This is a genomic window from Streptomyces sp. YJ-C3 (assembly GCF_053891275.1).
Genome location: NZ_CM132685.1, coordinates 7,532,273 through 7,547,638 on the forward strand (window position 1 = coordinate 7,532,273; position 15,366 = coordinate 7,547,638).

Here is a 15,366-nt window from a genome sequence, read left to right on the forward strand (position 1 = left end):
GTCAGAATCCCTCACGGGGTTACCCCAAGGGTCTCACGGACCGCCGGATGGCCTCACGGCGTCGCCGGTGGCCCCGGACCGCACGGTTCCGGGGCCACCGGGAGGTCACTTGCCGGTGTAGTCCTGGCCGAGGACCACGGACACGTCCGCGTTCGCCGCGGCCTTGCCCTTCTTCACCGCCGAGGTGGACAGGCCGAGCGTCTTGGCGACCTCGACGGCGTCCTGCTTTCCGGCGTCGTCGCCGTACGTCACCTGGGACGTGGCCAGCGAGGTGCCGGTGCCGCCCTCGACGAAGGTGTAGCCGCCGTTGACCAGGGCGACGCGGGCCGTCTCGGTGCGGGTCTTGACGCCGGTGGCGTTCTTGATGGCGACGCGCAGCGAGTCGCCCTTGGCGGGGGCCTTCACGGTGCCGCCGAGGACGTCCTTGACCACGGAGTTCGCGGCGGCTTCGGAGAGGGTGCCGCCCTGCTGGACCGGGAGCAGGGCGGTCTTGTAGTCGCCCTCCTTGGCGTGGTCGGCGAGCTTGGCGAGGAAGGCGCCGAGGTCCTTCTCGGTCAGCGAAGGGTCGAGGATCTGGGCCAGCGTCTGCACGGTGGTCGTCGCGGCCTGCGGGTCGGACGACAGCTTGCGCAGCACGCCCTGCATGACTTGGCCGAACCGCATGAGCTGCGCCGTCTCGGCCTCGCCCTTGCCCTGGTAGGTGGCGTACGCGACGGCCATCGGGCCGCTGAGGGTCTGGTTCTCGCCCTTGTGGACGAGGTCCGTGCCCTTCTTGGCCGGGTCGGGCACGTCCGCGTTGGTGTCGATGTCGATGTCGCCGACGAGTTCGACGAGGTTGTTCAGGTAGGGGGTGTCGAGTCGCCAGGTGCCCTCGACGTCGGTGCCGAGCAGGGTGTCGATCGCGCCGCTGGTGCCCGAGGACCCGTCGTCGTCGACGGACTTGCGCAGCGTGGTGGCGGTGCCGTCCTCGTCGGTCAGGGCGAGGGTGTTGGGCAGCAGGACGGTCGTGCCCTGCCCGGTGGTGCTGTTGTTGACGAGCAGCGCCGACAAGGTCTCACCGCCCTTGGTGTTGTGCAGGTGGACGACGATGACGTCGCGGTTCTGCGGTCCGGCCGCGGCCTCGGCGCCGCTCTTCGCCGTGTCCTCGGACAGGAACGGCAGCTTGCCCGCGTACCAGAGGTAGCCGACGCCGCCGACGACGCACAGGGCGAGGACGACGACGAGGGCGACGACGCGGTTGCGGCCGCGCCGTCTGGCCTCCTCGCGCCGCTCGCTGCGCGACTCGGTGAACTTGAGCCAGTCGATGACGTCTTCGGAGTTCTCGTCCGGCTCCTCCACGAAGGAGAACTGCTCGGTGCGGTACTCGCGTTCCTGCCGGTCGGGCTCCTGCGGCGGCGGCGCCTGCTGCGGGATATAGGCGGTGGCCTGCTCGGTCTGCTGCCGGCTCGGCTGGGCGACCCGGGGCTGTTCACCGGTCCCGGCGGCCTGGCCGTACGGGTCGTAGGTGCCGGTGCCGTACGGGTCGTACGACTGCGCGGGCTGCTGCTGCGGCGGAGCGGGCGGAACCGGCGGCTGCTGCCCGGTCGCGTACGGGTCGTAGCCGTATCCGTACCCGGAGTGCTGCTCGTACGACGGCGCCTGCTGGACCTGCCGGTACACCGGCTGGCCGAACTCGTCGTAGCCGACCAGCTCGTACTGCTCGTTGCGCTGGTCGTAACCGTCGTAGCGGTCGTTCACCGATGCCCCTCTCGGCGGTGCAGGGTCATTCGCCTCGGTACAGCTGGCGCTTGTCGATGTAGCGCACCACACCGTCCGGCACCATGTACCAGATGGGGTCCCCCTTGGCGACCCTGTCCCGGCAATCCGTGGACGAGATCGCGAGGGCCGGCACCTCGACGAGCGAGACGCCGCCCTCCGGGAGGCCCGGGTCCGTGAGCGGGTGGCCGGGCCGGGTGACGCCGATGAAGTGTGCCAGGGAGAAGAGCTCTTCGGTGTACCGCCAGGTGAGGATCTGGCCGAGGGCGTCGGCGCCCGTGATGAAGAAGAGGTCCGTGTCCGGGTTGAGCGCGCGCAGATCGCGCAGCGTGTCCGTGGTGTACGTCGGGCCGCCGCGGTCGATGTCGATGCGGCTGACCGAGAACTGCGGGTTCTCCGCGGTGGCGATGACCGTCATCAGATAGCGGTCCTCGGCCGGGGAGACCTTCTTGTCGCTCTTCTGCCACGGCTGCCCGGTCGGTACGAACACCACCTCGTCGAGGTGGAACTGCGCGGCGACCTCGCTGGCCGCCACCAGGTGTCCGTGGTGGATCGGGTCAAACGTTCCGCCCATGACGCCGAGGCGTCGCTTGGCGGGTGACACCCACTCGCGATCCGGGCCGCCGGCCGGGCTGTTGACCGGGCCGGTAGGCATGTCCTGCGCTCCCATGCGTGCAGAGCCTACTGGCCCGATCCGAGTGCTCCGCCCTCCGGGCTCAGCGGTCGCGGTTGAAGCGGGTCACGATCCACAGCAGCAGGAGCAGGATGACGAGGGCGGCGCCGCCCGTCATCAAGGGGCTGATGCTCTCGTGGTTGCCGCCGTGCTCGCCGCCCTCGGCGGCGAGAGTGGCCAGCTGGGCAGCGGTGCTTGGGAGGCTCATCTTCAGCAGGACCTATCCGGTGTGGGATCGGGATAAAGACTTCCGGCCCATCGTAAGCGGGGCGCCTCGCGGCGCTCACGCCGACTCTGCCGTACGGCCCTCGGACGGTCGCACACCCGGTGCCGGTCACCCGCTCCGGTGGCTCTGTCCCAGGCGTCCTGAGTCGTCCTGAGTCGCTCTCAGTCGTCGCGCTTGTAGCCGCGCAGCAGGAACCAGGCGAGGAAGACGGCGCCGAGCACCCCCACGACCAGCACGATGCGCAACAGGTTGCCGGCGCCCTGATCGGAGGCTGCCGCACTGACCACGTGGTCGAGCCGGACGGCGTCGGTGTGCTGATCCATGACGGTTCGCTCCTTCTGTGTGCTGCCCCGTCACGGTATCTCCGCCTAGTCTGGACCCCACCTTGGGGGCACAACCGAACGCTTCGACAGACTCGACCGTCATCGACATGCCATCGACATGGGGGGCCGCATGCCCGACGAACCGAACGAGCAGCACGACAACGTACCCAGCAGGCAGCGCCGGCGTTTCCCGGGCATCTCCTCCCGGGCGTACGAGCACCCCGCGGACCGCTCCGCCCTGGTGGCGCTGCGCAAGCTCAGCGGCTTCGACACGGTCTTCAAGGCGCTGAGCGGTCTGCTGCCGGAGCGCAGCCTGCGTCTGCTGTTCCTCTCGGACTCGGTGCGGGTGTCCGACGACCAGTTCGCGCACCTCAACTCGATGCTGCGGGACGCCTGTTACATCCTGGACCTGGAGAAGGTCCCGCCGATGTACGTGAACCAGGACCCGCAGCCGAACGCGATGTGCATCGGTCTGGACGAGCCGATCATCGTCGTCACCACCGGCCTGGTGGAGCTGCTCGACGAGGAGGAGATGCGGGCGGTCGTCGGCCACGAGGTGGGCCACGCGCTGTCGGGTCACTCCGTGTACCGGACGATCCTGCTGTTCCTGACCAGCCTCGCGCTGCGCGTGGCGTGGATCCCGCTCGGCAACCTCGCGATCATGGCGATCGTGACGGCGCTGCGCGAGTGGTTCCGCAAGTCCGAACTGTCGGCGGACCGCGCGGGACTGCTGGTCGGCCAGGACCTGCAGGCCTCGATGCGCGGCCTGATGAAGATCGCGGGCGGCAATCACCTGCACGAGATGAACGTGGACGCGTTCCTCAAGCAGGCCGAGGAGTACGAGGCCGGGGGCGATCTGCGGGACTCCGTCCTGAAGATCCTGAATGTGATGCCGCGCTCCCACCCGTTCACCACGGTGCGCGCCGCCGAGCTGAAGAAGTGGGCGGAGACCCGCGACTACCAGCGGCTGATGGACGGCCACTACCCGCGCCGCACCGAGGACAAGGACACGTCGGTGACCGACTCGTTCCGCGAGTCGGCCGCGCACTACACGGACCACGTCAAGAGCTCGAAGGACCCGCTGATGAAGCTGGTCAGCGACATCGCGGGCGGCGCCGGCGACCTCGGCGGCCGGGTGCGGCGCGGCTTCGGGAGCTTCGGGGCCGGCAACGGCGGGGGCAACAACGGCAACCACGGCACCGCCGACGACGAGTAGGCCCGCGGGCGGTCGCCGGCTCTTGAGGGGCGGCCGCTAGCTCTTGAGGGACGGCTGGGCGCCCGGTGCGAGCGCGCCGCACAGCGCGGTCGCACTGCCCGTCGCGTACGGGTCGGTGCCCGCCGGGCCGCCCTTCTTCGCCGTCTGGCCCGCGAGCAGCGGGTGCAGATGCTCGGTGGAGTCCGCGGAGCAGGCGAGCGGGCCGGCCTGGACGTAGGACACGAGCAGTTCGGCCTGGTGGTTGCGCAGGTCCTCGCGGTCGAAGCGGAAGTGCAGCTCGCGGCGGACCGTGAACAGGGAGGCCCGCGCGCCGTCGGCGGCGTCCGCGGGCCGCAGCGCGTACACGAAGGTGTGGTCGGAGGTCACTTCGAGGGTGTCCGTGTCGGTCTCGGCGGCGTGCAGGGTGCCCTGGACCCGTATGCGGGGGTCGGCGAGCTCGGCCTGCGCCGGGTCGAAGCGGACGAGCCAGCCGGTCGCCGCGTGCCGCCCGTCCGCGGCAGGCCGGTCGAAGCTCTGGTCGAACTGGTCGAGCTGCTGCGGGTCGACGAGCATGCGCACGGGCCGGAGGGCTCCCCCGGTGAGCACGTCCGGGTCGAGCGAGGAGTCGACGAGGTAGTCCTTGACGGTGGTCAGCGCGGTGATGACCTGGCTGTCGGAGAAGTGCGCGGTGCGCTGGACGGCCGGCAGCGTGATGCCGTCGGCGGCGATCCGGAAGCGGGCGGCGGGGCTGTGCTCGTACAGGTCGTGGGCGGAGGCGGCGCCCGGGACCGCCGCGGCGGGGGCGAGCGGGATGACGGTCATCCGCAGCGGTTCGGTGTGCCGGGCGACGGGGGTCGTGCGGTACGGGCTGCGTACGCCCATGTAGATCGCGGTGCCGAAGGCCAGGAGGATCAGGACGACGAGTATGACGGCCTGCCTGGTCAGGCCGCGGCGCAGTGCGGGCATGCGGCGTACGGCGGGCGCGTGGTCGGTGATCCGCTCCTGCGCGGAGAACTCCTGGAGGCGGGCAGCACGGACGAACGACTCGTCGAACACGACGGATCGGTATTCGTCCTCGCTTCCGCTGCCACCGCCGGGGCCGCTCTCCGGTGTCCCCTCCGGTGGGTCTCCTGGCCCGCCCATACCTTCAGGGTAGGTCTCCGGGACCTCAGGTAAACGCCCTGGTGTGCGACAACTTCCGACAGCCTCTCGCGCCGCCGCTCAGGGCGTTCTCGGGACCGCGGAAACCGCCGGGCGCGAGTAGTCCGCGGAGGCGGAGGGCGAGCCCGGCAGGCTCTTCTCCAGTTCCGTCGTCGCGGGCGGCGGGACCTTGTCGTCGCGGCCCGCCGAGGCGCCCCGGTAGACGGCCGTGAAGGCGAGGGCGACCATGCCGATGCCCATGAGCAGCGCGAGGGCCCAGGCGACCGGCCTGCGCCAGCGGATCATGCCGGCGTGGGATCCGGTCCGGCCGTCCCGCTCCAGGCCCTCCTCGTACAGCCCGTCGGCGTCGTCCGGAGCGCGGCCGAACGCGTCGGCGTCGTCCAGACCGTAGCCGTCGCCGTCCTCGTAGAAGTCGTCGTCGGGTCCCCGGCGTATGCGCGCCCTGCGGGCCTCGGCCTCCTGGGCCTCGGCACGGGCCTGCGCCGCGGCGAGCAGGCGCTCGACCGCGGTCGGCTCATGGACTTCGGCAGACTTCACGAAGTCCTCGTCGAAGACCACGGAGGCGAACTCTTCGTCCCAGCCCCCGCGGTCGTGGTCGTCGTCGGGCTCCCAGCCGTCCGGGAACGGCGTGCCCCCCACGTCCTCCGGCACCCGTCCAGAGTAGACCGGAGGGGTCAATTTGGGCAGACGGTAAGGGAATTCACCCCACAAGACTCTTAACGGGTGTGCCCGTCGCCCGTGACGATGTACTTGGTGCTCGTCAGCTCGGGCAGTCCCATGGGGCCGCGGGCGTGCAGCTTCTGCGTGGAGATGCCGATCTCGGCGCCGAAGCCGAACTGGCCGCCGTCGGTGAAGCGGGTGGAGGCGTTGACCGCGACCGTCGTGGAGTCGACGAGCTGGGTGAAGCGGCGGGCCGCCGCCTGCGAGGTGGTGACGATGGCCTCGGTGTGGCCGGAGGACCACAGCCGGATGTGCTCGACGGCCTTGTCCAGGTCCTCGACGACGGCGGCCGCGATGTCGTACGAGAGGTACTCGGTCTCCCAGTCGTCGGGGGTCGCCTCGACGACGGTGGCCTTGGACCGGTCCGCGTACGCGAGGATCCGCGGGTCGGCGTGGACGGTGACGCCCGCGTCGGCGAGGGCGTCCAGGGCGCGCGGCACGAACGCGTCGGCGATGTCCTGGTGCACGAGGAGCGTCTCGGCGGCGTTGCAGACGGAGGGGCGCTGCGCCTTGGAGTTGACGAGGATGTCGACGGCCATGTCGATGTCCGCTTCGGCGTCGACGTACACGTGGCAGTTGCCGGTGCCCGTCTCGATCACGGGGACGATCGAGTTCTCCACGACGTTCTTGATGAGGGAGGCGCCGCCGCGCGGGATCAGGACGTCGACCAGGCCGCGGGCGCGCATCAGCTCGGTGACCGAGTCGCGGCTCTCGCCGGGGACCAGCTGGATCACGTCGGCGGGCAGGCCGCTGCCGCCGACGGCGTCGCGCAGCACGCGCACGAGCGCGGTGTTCGACTCGTACGCGGAGGAACTGCCGCGCAGCAGCACGGCGTTGCCCGACTTGAGGCAGAGGGCGGCGGCGTCGACCGTCACGTTCGGCCGGGCCTCGTAGATGATGCCGACGACACCGAGCGGCACGCGGACCTGGCGCAGGTCGATGCCGTTCGGGAGGGTGTTGCCGCGGACGACCGTGCCGACCGGGTCGGGCAGGGCGATGACGTCGCGCACGTCGGAGGCGATGGCGCGGACCCGCTCGGGGGTCAGGGTCAGCCGGTCGATGATCGACTCGCTGGTGCCGGCCTCACGGGCGCGGGCGATGTCCTTGGCGTTGGCCTCGACGATCTCCGCCGTCCGCACTTCGAGGGCGTCGGCGATCGCCGCGAGCGCGTCGTCCTTCGCCGCGCGCGGCAGCGGGGCGAGGTCGTTGGCGGCGGCTCGGGCGCGGTACGCGGCCCGGGTGACCGGAGTCATCGAGTCGTACGGGTTGAGCGAAAGCGACGTCATGCTCCGCAGCGTAACGGGGGACGGCGGGCATCCAGACGGTGTTTCGGGAGGTGAGACATGGCCGAAAACGGTCAGGTTCGGCGAAGGTTCTGTCGCGGTCCGACCACAGGTCGCCCGCGGTGCGCTAGAAGGGATGTACGCCGACCGGGGTGGCGGGAAGCGGTCCGTAGCCCTCCGCGATGCGGTGGTGGTAGGTCTGGCGGTCGATGACCTCCAGGCCCACGATCTCCCAGGGCGGCAGCTGCGAGGTCCGCCGGTGCTCGCCCCACAGGCGCAGCGCCACGGCCGCCGCGTCGTGCAGATCGCGGGCCTCTTCCCAGTAGCGGATCTCCGCGTGGTCGACCGCATAGCGGCTGGTCAGCAGGAAAGGATGGTCGTGAGCGAGTTGTTCGAGGCCGCGGCGGACCTCCGCGAGGGACGTCTCGGCGCCGGAGACGCTGAGCGTGATGTGCCACAGGCGGGGGCCCTCTTCGGCCATCGTGCCCTTGTCGGACACGGTGTCGCCCCTGGCTTCCTCCTCGTACGCGTCCCCGGCGGCCACGCTGGTCAGTGCACGCTCCGCCGACCCTCGGGGCGACGCCCCCGGGCGCACTCGTCTCACGACGGCCTCCTTCGCGCAATGGTCGTGCGGAACTTCCCTGCCTGAACTCCCTGCATCAAGAGTTGAGCAGGCCACGAGGCTTCGTGGGGTGGTTTTGGGGAAGGTCCCCCGCGGGTGACAGGCTTTCCGGCCGTTTGCACAGCGGTTTCGAAGGCGGACGGGCGCAGATCACGCCCGGAGGAGGACCAAGTCGTCCCTGTGTACGACTTCCCGTTCGTAGGCGGGACCGAGATCGCGGGCAAGCTCCCGGGTGGAGCGGCCGATCAGCTGCGGGATCTCCTTGGCGTCGAAGTTGACCAGGCCACGGGCGACCGCCCGGCCGCTCTCGTCCCGCAGTTCGACCGGGTCGCCCGCGCTGAACTCGCCCTCCACCGCGGCGATCCCGGCGGGCAGCAGCGAGGTGCGCCGCTCGACCACGGCCCGTACGGCGCCGTCGTCGAGGGTGAGCGAGCCCTGCGGGGTGGACGCGTGCTGGAGCCAGAGCAGCCGGTCCGCGCTGCGCCGGCCGGTGCGGTGGAAGTACGTGCCGGTGTCGCGGGCGGCGAGGGCGTCGGAGGCGTGCGAGGCGGAGGTCAGCACCACCGGGATGCCGGCCGCGGCCGCGATCGAGGCCGCCTCGACCTTGGTGACCATGCCGCCGGTGCCGACGCCCGCCTTCCCGGCGCTGCCGATCTTGACGTGCGCTATGTCGGCGGCGCCGCGCACCTCGGCGATGCGGGAGGTGCCGGGCTTGCTGGGGTCGCCGTCGTAGAGGCCGTCCACGTCGGAGAGCAGGACCAGCAGGTCGGCGTGGACGAGGTGGGCGACGAGAGCGGCGAGCCGGTCGTTGTCGCCGAAGCGGATCTCGTCGGTGGCGACGGTGTCGTTCTCGTTGACGACGGGGAAGGCGCCCATCGCGAGGAGCTGGTCGAGGGTGCGCGAGGCGTTGCGGTGGTGGGCGCGCCGGGCCATGTCGTCGCTCGTGAGCAGCACCTGGCCGACGCGGACGCCGTAGCGCGCGAAGGAGGCGGTGTAGCGCGCCACCAGGAGGCCCTGTCCCACGCTCGCCGCGGCCTGCTGGCGGGCGAGGTCCTTGGGGCGGCGGGTCAGGCCGAGCGGGGCGAGCCCGGCGGCGATGGCGCCGGAGGAGACCAGGACGATCTCCTTCTCCCCTGCCCCGCGATGCCGGGCCAGGACGTCCACCAGGGCGTCGACGCGGTCCGCGTCCAGGCCCCCGGCGGCCGTGGTGAGCGATGACGATCCGACCTTGACCACGATCCGGCGCGCTTCCGCCACGCCCTGCCGTGCCGCACGTGTTGCCCCTGACATGCTCCGCAATCTACGTGACGTGACCAATCAGACGCTCCCGGGTTTCGAGGAGCGGACAAAGCCCCGGAAGACCGGACCCCTGACGGGAAAATGGTCCCAAGCGTTCCATGACGTTTGCCCCTTTATAAGGTGATTGGCGTCACGGAGGATTGCTACGGGGCCGCTGGAAGTCATACGGTCAGTGGTCAGCCTTTTCACGAGGTGGACCCACCCCCACGGTCACGCCCCCTCGCTGTTCCCCTCCGATCCCTGCCAGGAGCCCAGCCCGTGCCCTCAGCCGGACTTGCCCCACGCCGCGTCGTGCAGCTGTCAGCGCTGCTCTCGATGTTCGCGCTCTATGCGGCCCAGCTCGTCAGCGCGTCCCTTCCGTACGTTCCGGTGTTCGTCGCCGCGAGCGCGGCGGGCCTCGCCCTGGACACGTACATGCAGTACAAGCAGCCGGGCCTGCTGACGCTCCTGGGCAAAGTGCGCTTCGACGTCACCGTGCGGCAGCTGCTGCGCGACATGCTGATCCTCGTCGGACTGCTGCGCATCGACGGCATCGAGCCGCTCGGCGAGCAGGCCCCGCTGCTGATCGCGCTGCTGGCCGTGTACGTGCTGCACTTCGGCTGCCAGGCCGCCGCGGTCCTGGTGCGCCGCACCCGTACGCTGCCGATCCTCACCCGCAACATCGACGCCTCGGCCCTGCGGCTGTCCGCGGCCCCGCCGCGCATCCTGGCCCGTCGCTCCAGCCACCGCATGCTGACGTTCTCGATCCCGGCCACCGTCGGCCTGCTGATCACGGCGGCGACGACGGACGCGTACTGGGGCGGCATCGGCATCGGCATCTCCATCGCCCTGTTCGGCGGCGGCATGCTGTACCTGGCCACCTGGCTGCTGCCCAGGAAGCGGGCGCTGAACGAGGCCAAGGTCATGGAGTGGCTGGACACCTGGCTGGAGAACTACAAGCCGACCGTGGCCATGTACTTCTCGGGCGGCACGAGCTCCGCGTACCAGGCGAACATGTGGCTCTCCACGCTCTCCGACGTGGACGGCAAGCCGCTGATCGTGCTGCGCGAGCGCTTCATGGTCAACAAGATCGACGCCACCGACGTGCCGATCATCTGCTTCCCGAAGGTCGCGACGATGTTCTCGCTGGAGAACTCGACGCTGAAGATGATGCTGCACCCGGCCAACGCCGCGAAGACCTCGCAGGTCCTGCGCATCCCCACGGTCAAGCACGCGTTCATCAACCACGGCGAGTCAGACAAGCTCTCCTCCTGCAACCCGTACGCGAAGGCGTACGACGAGGTGTGGGTGGCGGGCCCCGCGGCCCGCGACCGCTACCAGCTGGCCGACGTCGGCGTCGAGGACAAGGACGTCGTCGAGGTGGGCCGCCCGCAGCTGTCCCCCATCAGGACCGCCTCGGGCCCGGCGAAGGGCGCCTACACGACGGTCCTCTACGCGCCCACCTGGGAGGGCTGGGACGGCAACCCCGGCAACACCTCGGTGATCCTGGCCGGCGAGAACATCGTGCGGCACCTGCTCGCCGACGACCGGGTGCGTCTGGTCTACAAGCCGCACCCGATGACCGGTTCGCAGATCCCCGCCGCGGGCGCCGCCAACGAGCGCATCAAGGCGATGATCCGCGAGGCCAACACGCGCCGCTCCGTCACCCGCCCGGGCCCCGGGGCGGCCGCCGAGCTGACCCGCGCCGCCGCGGCGCTCGACAAGCTGACCTCCACGTCGTTCCGCACCAGCGCCGACGAGATGGAGAAGATGCTGCTGCAGGGCCGGCCCGACGGTGACCGTGCCGCGGCCGTGGCCGAGGCGACGGCGGCGTGGGAGCAGGCGTACTGGGCGTCGTTCCCCGAGGGCGAGCACCTGATCGTCACCGAGGCCCGCCCCGCGATCTTCACCTGCTTCAACCAGGCCGACGTGCTCATCTCCGACGTGTCATCGGTCGTCTCGGACTGGCTGGCCAGCGAGAAGCCGTACGCGGTGGCGAACACCTCGGGGCTCTCGGAGACGGACTTCCGCTCCGGGTTCCCGACGGTGCGCGCCGCGACGATCCTGGCGCCCGACGCGCAGGGCGTGCCCGGCCTTCTCGCGGCCGTTCGCGGTGAGACCGAGGATGTGTACGCCGAGGCCCGTCTGGAGCTCAAGGAGCACCTCCTGGGCCCCTCGGACCCGCCGTCCATCGACCGCTTCAACGGTGCCGTGCGCGCGCTGTGCGACCGCGCCGACGAGCGCCGGGCGCGGATGGCCGCGCGGGGCGAGGCGGAGATCCCCGCGCAGCGTGAGGACTCCGTCGAGGAGCAGGCGGCCGAGGCGATCGCCGCGGAGGCCGCGCCGGAGTCCGAGGACTCGGTGACGGCGTAGCGGTACCGGAGCACCCCGGACATACGAAGCGGGCCGCACCTCATGGTGCGGCCCGCTTCGTATGTCCCGTCCCCCGAGTGTCCCGTCCTCCTAGGGGGACGGGACACAGGGGTTAGAAGGGCTCGAAGTCGTCGTACGCCTGCTCCGCCTCGTCCCGCTCCGCCTGCTTGTCGCGACGGCGCTGGGCGGCCGGGCGCGGTGCCTCGAAGCGGTGGTCCTCGCCACGGCGGCCGAGCATCTCGGCGCCCGCCATCACGGTCGGCTCCCAGTCGAAGACGACCGCGTTGTCCTCGGGGCCGATGGCGACACCGTCGCCGCTGCGGGCGCCGGCCTTCATCAGTTCCTCTTCGACACCGAGACGGCTGAGGCGGTCCGCGAGGTAGCCGACGGCCTCGTCGTTGTTGAAGTCGGTCTGGCGCACCCAGCGCTCCGGCTTCTCACCGCGCACCCGGAACAGCGGCTCCCCGTCGACGTCCTCGCGTACGACGCTGAAGCCCGTGTCGTCCACGGCCTTCGGGCGGATGACGATGCGGGTCGCCTCCTCCTTGGGCTTCGCGGCGCGCGCGGCGCCCACCAGCTCGGCCAGTGCGAACGACAGTTCCTTGAGGCCCTTGTGGGCGACGGCCGACACCTCGAAGACGCGGTAGCCGCGCTCCTCCAGGTCGGGCCGGACCATCTCGGCGAGGTCCTTGCCGTCGGGTACGTCGATCTTGTTGAGGACGACGAGGCGCGGCCGGTTCTCCAGGCCCGCGCCGTACTCCTTCAGCTCGGCCTCGATGACGTCGAGGTCGGAGACGGGGTCGCGGTCGGACTCCAGGGTCGCCGTGTCCAGTACGTGCACGAGGACCGAGCAGCGCTCGACGTGCCGCAGGAACTCCAGGCCGAGGCCCTTGCCCTGGCTGGCGCCCGGGATGAGGCCCGGGACGTCGGCGATCGTGTAGACCGTCGCGCCGGCCGTGACGACGCCGAGGTTCGGGACCAGCGTCGTGAAGGGGTAGTCGGCGATCTTCGGCTTGGCGGCCGAGAGCACCGAGATGAGCGAGGACTTGCCGGCGCTCGGGTAGCCCACCAGCGCGACGTCGGCGACCGTCTTCAGCTCGAGCACGACGTCGCGGAGGTCGCCGGGGACACCGAGGAGCGCGAAGCCGGGGGCCTTGCGGCGGGCCGAGGCGAGGGCCGCGTTGCCGAGGCCGCCGCGGCCGCCCTGGGCGGCGATGAAGGTGGTGCCCTCGCCGACCAGGTCCGCGAGGACGTTGCCCTGCTTGTCGAGGACGACCGTGCCGTCCGGCACGGGCAGGACCAGGTCCTCGCCGTCCTTGCCGGAGCGGTTGCCGCCCTCGCCGGGCTTGCCGGCGGTGGCCTTGCGGTGCGGGGAGTGGTGGTAGTCGAGGAGCGTCGTCACCGACTGGTCGACGACCAGGATGACGTCGCCGCCACGGCCGCCGTTGCCGCCGTCCGGGCCGCCGAGCGGCTTGAACTTCTCACGGTGGACGGAGGCACAGCCGTGGCCCCCGCTACCCGCGGCGACATGCAGCTCGACGCGGTCCACGAAGGTGGTCATTGGTCAGTGCCTCCAGAAACATGCGGGAATTACTACTGCGTGCTGTGTTCCATTAAGAACACGCGAAAGGCGGACCCGCTTCCCCAGGAGGGAAGTGAGGTCCGCCTCGCGAAAAGTACCGGTCAGGGTGCCGTTCAGGCAGCGACCGGGACGATGTTCACGACCTTGCGGCCACGGTGGGTACCGAACTCCACCGCGCCGGCGTCGAGCGCGAACAGCGTGTCGTCCTTGCCACGACCCACACCGTTGCCGGGGTGGAAGTGGGTGCCGCGCTGGCGGACCAGGATCTCACCGGCGTTGACGGTCTGACCGCCGAAGCGCTTCACACCGAGCCGCTGAGCATTGGAGTCGCGCCCGTTCCGAGTGGACGATGCGCCCTTCTTGTGTGCCATGTCTCAGTCCCTACCCTTACTTCGCAGCCGCGGGGATCTCAGTGACCTTGATCGCCGTGTACTGCTGGCGGTGGCCCTGACGACGGCGGTAGCCGGTCTTGTTCTTGTAGCGAAGGATGTCGATCTTCGCACCCTTGTGGTGGTCCACGATCTCGGCCTGGACCTTGATGCCCGCCAGCACCCACGGGTCGCTGGTCACGGACTCGCCGTCGACAACGAGCAGGGTCGAGAGCTCGACCGTGTCGCCAACCTTGGCAGTGGAAATCTTGTCAACCTCAACGATGTCGCCGACAGCAACCTTGTGCTGGCGACCACCGCTGCGCACGATGGCGTACACGCGGATCTCTCTCTCGCTCGGAACGGAACCCCCGCAGTCCAGCCGCACGAGACGGCCTCTCCGGACGAACGCCCGGAGGAAGAAGGTTTACGGGAGTGAGGCGCATCTATGGACACGCCGACGGTCAAGGTTACGGGTCACCCCTGAGAAGGGTCAAACCGGCCCCGGCCCGCCCCTCACGTCGTCGGCTTCGTCTCACCGTCCTGCGGCAGGACCTTCACGCCCTTGCACAGGTTCGTGGCGTCCTTGGTGCCCGGGTACGCGACGTTCCACACGTTGCCGAAGTGGGTGCGGTACGTGTCGTGCACGGAGTCGTCGTCGATCTTGACGTACGACTCGTCGTTCTCGCGCAGCGCCGGGCCCGAGGCGTTCTGCGAGCCGGTGAACGTGATCTTGTTGCGCGCGCCGTCGTACATGCCGTCGATCAGCACGTACTTGGTGTGGATGATGAACGGTGTCGTGAGCTTGGCGCCGCCCGGGTTCAGCGGATCCCGGTCGTCGTTGTAGCAGCGCACCGGCGGGGCGCCCGTGGCGTGCAACGACTTCCAGGTGCCGCTGTCGGTGGTGGCGTACTCGATGCTGACCGTGCAGCCCGCCTTCTTCAGCGCGACCAGCTTGTCGGCGATGGACTGCCGGGTGATCTGGAAGATCGCGGCGCGCACCACGGTGCTGCGCTTCACGCCGCCCGCGTCCTTGTAGGTGCACGAGATGTTGTTGAGCACCGAGTGGAGCGTGTCCGTCGAGGTGGTCGTCCCGGCCCGCGGGAAGAAGTACGCCTTGTAGTAGCCGTTGCTGACCGTGCGGTAGTCCCAGTTCTTCCAGAGCTTGGCGGCCATGTCGTCGAAGTAGTCCGAGAACGCCCCGTACAGGACCCGGTTGTCGGGCAGCACGAGGGCGTCGTTGAAGAACCTGGTGCTCGCGGACGGCGTCGAGTTCGACGTGGTCTCCACGACGACGTTCGTGGCGCCCTTGACGGCCGAGAACAGCCAGAACTTGTTGTGCATGATCGACTTGCCGAACTTCGGGTCGCCCAGACAGGACTTGTCGGTGGGGCACAGCGTCACGAACGACCGGCTGGTCGGGCTGGTGCCCAGGGCCGCCTTCAGCTGCTCGTACACCGGGTTGGCGGGGCGGTCCTTCACGCTGGAGGAGTCGAGCACGACCTGCACGTTCACCCCGCGGTTCTTGGCGGCGACGAGCGCGTCCGAGATCGTCGTCTCCCATACGTGGTAGACGGCGACCTTGATGTACGAGCCGGGCAGCGCCGCGTTCGTCAGGTCGAGCAGGCGGGTGCGGATCGCGTACTGCTGGTCGGCGGTGCCCAGGGGGTTGTTGAAGACCGGCCCCTCGGTCCAGGTCGGCGCGTCGTCGGCCGCCGCGGAGGTCGTGGCGAGCCCCGCCTGCACCCCGGCGGCCGAGAGCACGGTGGCCAGCGCCACCGCCTGCCGTCCGCCCCTGGCCGGCCTC

Annotated in this window: 15 protein-coding genes; 2 read left to right on the top strand and 13 right to left on the bottom strand. The window is 70.3% G+C overall.

Annotation, left to right across the window (positions count from 1 at the left end):
- Nucleotides 1-105: 105 nt before the first annotated feature.
- The 4 genes from ACVHNB_RS34055 to ACVHNB_RS34070 form a co-directional block, all read right to left on the bottom strand.
- Nucleotides 106-1,737 (bottom strand): LCP family protein, encoded by a 1,632-nt coding sequence (locus ACVHNB_RS34055; RefSeq protein WP_456226648.1) that lies wholly within the window; start codon nt 1,735-1,737, stop codon nt 106-108.
- Between the two features lie 25 nt (nt 1,738-1,762).
- A complete protein-coding gene (nadD, locus tag ACVHNB_RS34060) occupies nt 1,763-2,425 on the bottom strand; it encodes a nicotinate-nucleotide adenylyltransferase (RefSeq protein ID WP_428954730.1) in 663 nt (220 codons plus the stop codon).
- 46 nt (nt 2,426-2,471) lie between these two features.
- Complete coding sequence (locus ACVHNB_RS34065; protein ID WP_428954729.1) at nt 2,472-2,636, bottom strand: hypothetical protein; 165 nt, start codon at nt 2,634-2,636, stop codon at nt 2,472-2,474.
- 179 nt (nt 2,637-2,815) lie between these two features.
- Complete coding sequence (locus ACVHNB_RS34070; RefSeq protein WP_428954728.1) at nt 2,816-2,977, bottom strand: hypothetical protein; 162 nt, start codon at nt 2,975-2,977, stop codon at nt 2,816-2,818.
- Between the two features lie 130 nt (nt 2,978-3,107).
- Between ACVHNB_RS34070 and ACVHNB_RS34075 the strand changes: the two genes are divergently transcribed.
- Entirely contained in the window at nt 3,108-4,193 is a 1,086-nt protein-coding gene (locus ACVHNB_RS34075; RefSeq protein ID WP_428954727.1) for a M48 family metallopeptidase, read from the top strand.
- Between the two features lie 36 nt (nt 4,194-4,229).
- On the opposite strand, the gene ACVHNB_RS34080 is transcribed toward ACVHNB_RS34075, so the two are convergent.
- The 5 genes from ACVHNB_RS34080 to proB all read right to left on the bottom strand — a co-directional run bounded on the left by ACVHNB_RS34080 (nt 4,230) and on the right by proB (nt 9,215).
- Nucleotides 4,230-5,315 (bottom strand): SCO2583 family membrane protein, encoded by a 1,086-nt coding sequence (locus ACVHNB_RS34080; protein WP_428954726.1) that lies wholly within the window; start codon nt 5,313-5,315, stop codon nt 4,230-4,232.
- 78 nt (nt 5,316-5,393) lie between these two features.
- On the bottom strand, nt 5,394-5,984 hold the full coding sequence (locus tag ACVHNB_RS34085; protein WP_428954725.1) for an SCO2584 family spore wall biosynthesis protein: 591 nt from the start codon (nt 5,982-5,984) through the stop codon (nt 5,394-5,396).
- Nucleotides 5,985-6,049: 65 nt separating this feature from the next.
- Entirely contained in the window at nt 6,050-7,339 is a 1,290-nt protein-coding gene (locus tag ACVHNB_RS34090; protein WP_428954724.1) for a glutamate-5-semialdehyde dehydrogenase, read from the bottom strand.
- A gap of 124 nt (nt 7,340-7,463) precedes the next feature.
- Complete coding sequence (locus ACVHNB_RS34095) at nt 7,464-7,940, bottom strand: hypothetical protein (RefSeq protein ID WP_428954723.1); 477 nt, start codon at nt 7,938-7,940, stop codon at nt 7,464-7,466.
- A gap of 168 nt (nt 7,941-8,108) precedes the next feature.
- Complete coding sequence (proB, locus tag ACVHNB_RS34100) at nt 8,109-9,215, bottom strand: glutamate 5-kinase (RefSeq protein WP_428957666.1); 1,107 nt, start codon at nt 9,213-9,215, stop codon at nt 8,109-8,111.
- A 300-nt stretch (nt 9,216-9,515) separates the two neighbouring features.
- Here proB and ACVHNB_RS34105 point away from each other — a divergent pair, with 300 nt between their 5' ends.
- The gene (locus ACVHNB_RS34105; RefSeq protein ID WP_428954722.1) at nt 9,516-11,609 is read left to right on the top strand and encodes a hypothetical protein; all 2,094 of its coding nucleotides are present in this window, start codon (nt 9,516-9,518) and stop codon (nt 11,607-11,609) included.
- 112 nt (nt 11,610-11,721) lie between these two features.
- Here the strand turns inward: ACVHNB_RS34105 and obgE are convergent, their stop codons facing one another.
- The 4 genes from obgE to ACVHNB_RS34125 all read right to left on the bottom strand — a co-directional run bounded on the left by obgE (nt 11,722) and on the right by ACVHNB_RS34125 (nt 15,338).
- Nucleotides 11,722-13,170 carry a GTPase ObgE gene (gene obgE / locus ACVHNB_RS34110; RefSeq protein ID WP_428954721.1) on the bottom strand — a complete coding sequence of 483 codons (1,449 nt, stop codon included), beginning with the start codon at nt 13,168-13,170 and terminating at the stop codon, nt 11,722-11,724.
- Nucleotides 13,171-13,304: 134 nt separating this feature from the next.
- A complete protein-coding gene (rpmA, locus tag ACVHNB_RS34115; RefSeq protein WP_026245994.1) occupies nt 13,305-13,562 on the bottom strand; it encodes a 50S ribosomal protein L27 in 258 nt (85 codons plus the stop codon).
- Nucleotides 13,563-13,578: 16 nt separating this feature from the next.
- On the bottom strand, nt 13,579-13,899 hold the full coding sequence (gene rplU / locus ACVHNB_RS34120; protein WP_428954720.1) for a 50S ribosomal protein L21: 321 nt from the start codon (nt 13,897-13,899) through the stop codon (nt 13,579-13,581).
- 176 nt (nt 13,900-14,075) lie between these two features.
- Nucleotides 14,076-15,338, bottom strand: a complete 1,263-nt coding sequence (locus ACVHNB_RS34125; RefSeq protein ID WP_456226649.1) for a phospholipase D-like domain-containing protein — start codon at nt 15,336-15,338, stop codon at nt 14,076-14,078.
- Nucleotides 15,339-15,366: the final 28 nt, after the last annotated feature.

Excerpts from the sequence above, each read along its gene's own strand:
- ACVHNB_RS34090 (WP_428954724.1), bottom strand. The coding sequence starts at position 7,339 with ATGACGTCGCTTTCGCTCAACCCGTACGACTCGATGACTCCGGTCACC.
- ACVHNB_RS34070 (WP_428954728.1), bottom strand. The coding sequence starts at position 2,977 with ATGGATCAGCACACCGACGCCGTCCGGCTCGACCACGTGGTCAGTGCG.
- obgE (WP_428954721.1), bottom strand. The coding sequence starts at position 13,170 with ATGACCACCTTCGTGGACCGCGTCGAGCTGCATGTCGCCGCGGGTAGC.
- ACVHNB_RS34080 (WP_428954726.1), bottom strand. The coding sequence starts at position 5,315 with ATGGGCGGGCCAGGAGACCCACCGGAGGGGACACCGGAGAGCGGCCCC.
- ACVHNB_RS34075 (WP_428954727.1), top strand. The coding sequence starts at position 3,108 with ATGCCCGACGAACCGAACGAGCAGCACGACAACGTACCCAGCAGGCAG.
- rpmA (WP_026245994.1), bottom strand. The coding sequence starts at position 13,562 with ATGGCACACAAGAAGGGCGCATCGTCCACTCGGAACGGGCGCGACTCC.
- nadD (WP_428954730.1), bottom strand. The coding sequence starts at position 2,425 with ATGGGAGCGCAGGACATGCCTACCGGCCCGGTCAACAGCCCGGCCGGC.
- ACVHNB_RS34065 (WP_428954729.1), bottom strand. The coding sequence starts at position 2,636 with ATGAGCCTCCCAAGCACCGCTGCCCAGCTGGCCACTCTCGCCGCCGAG.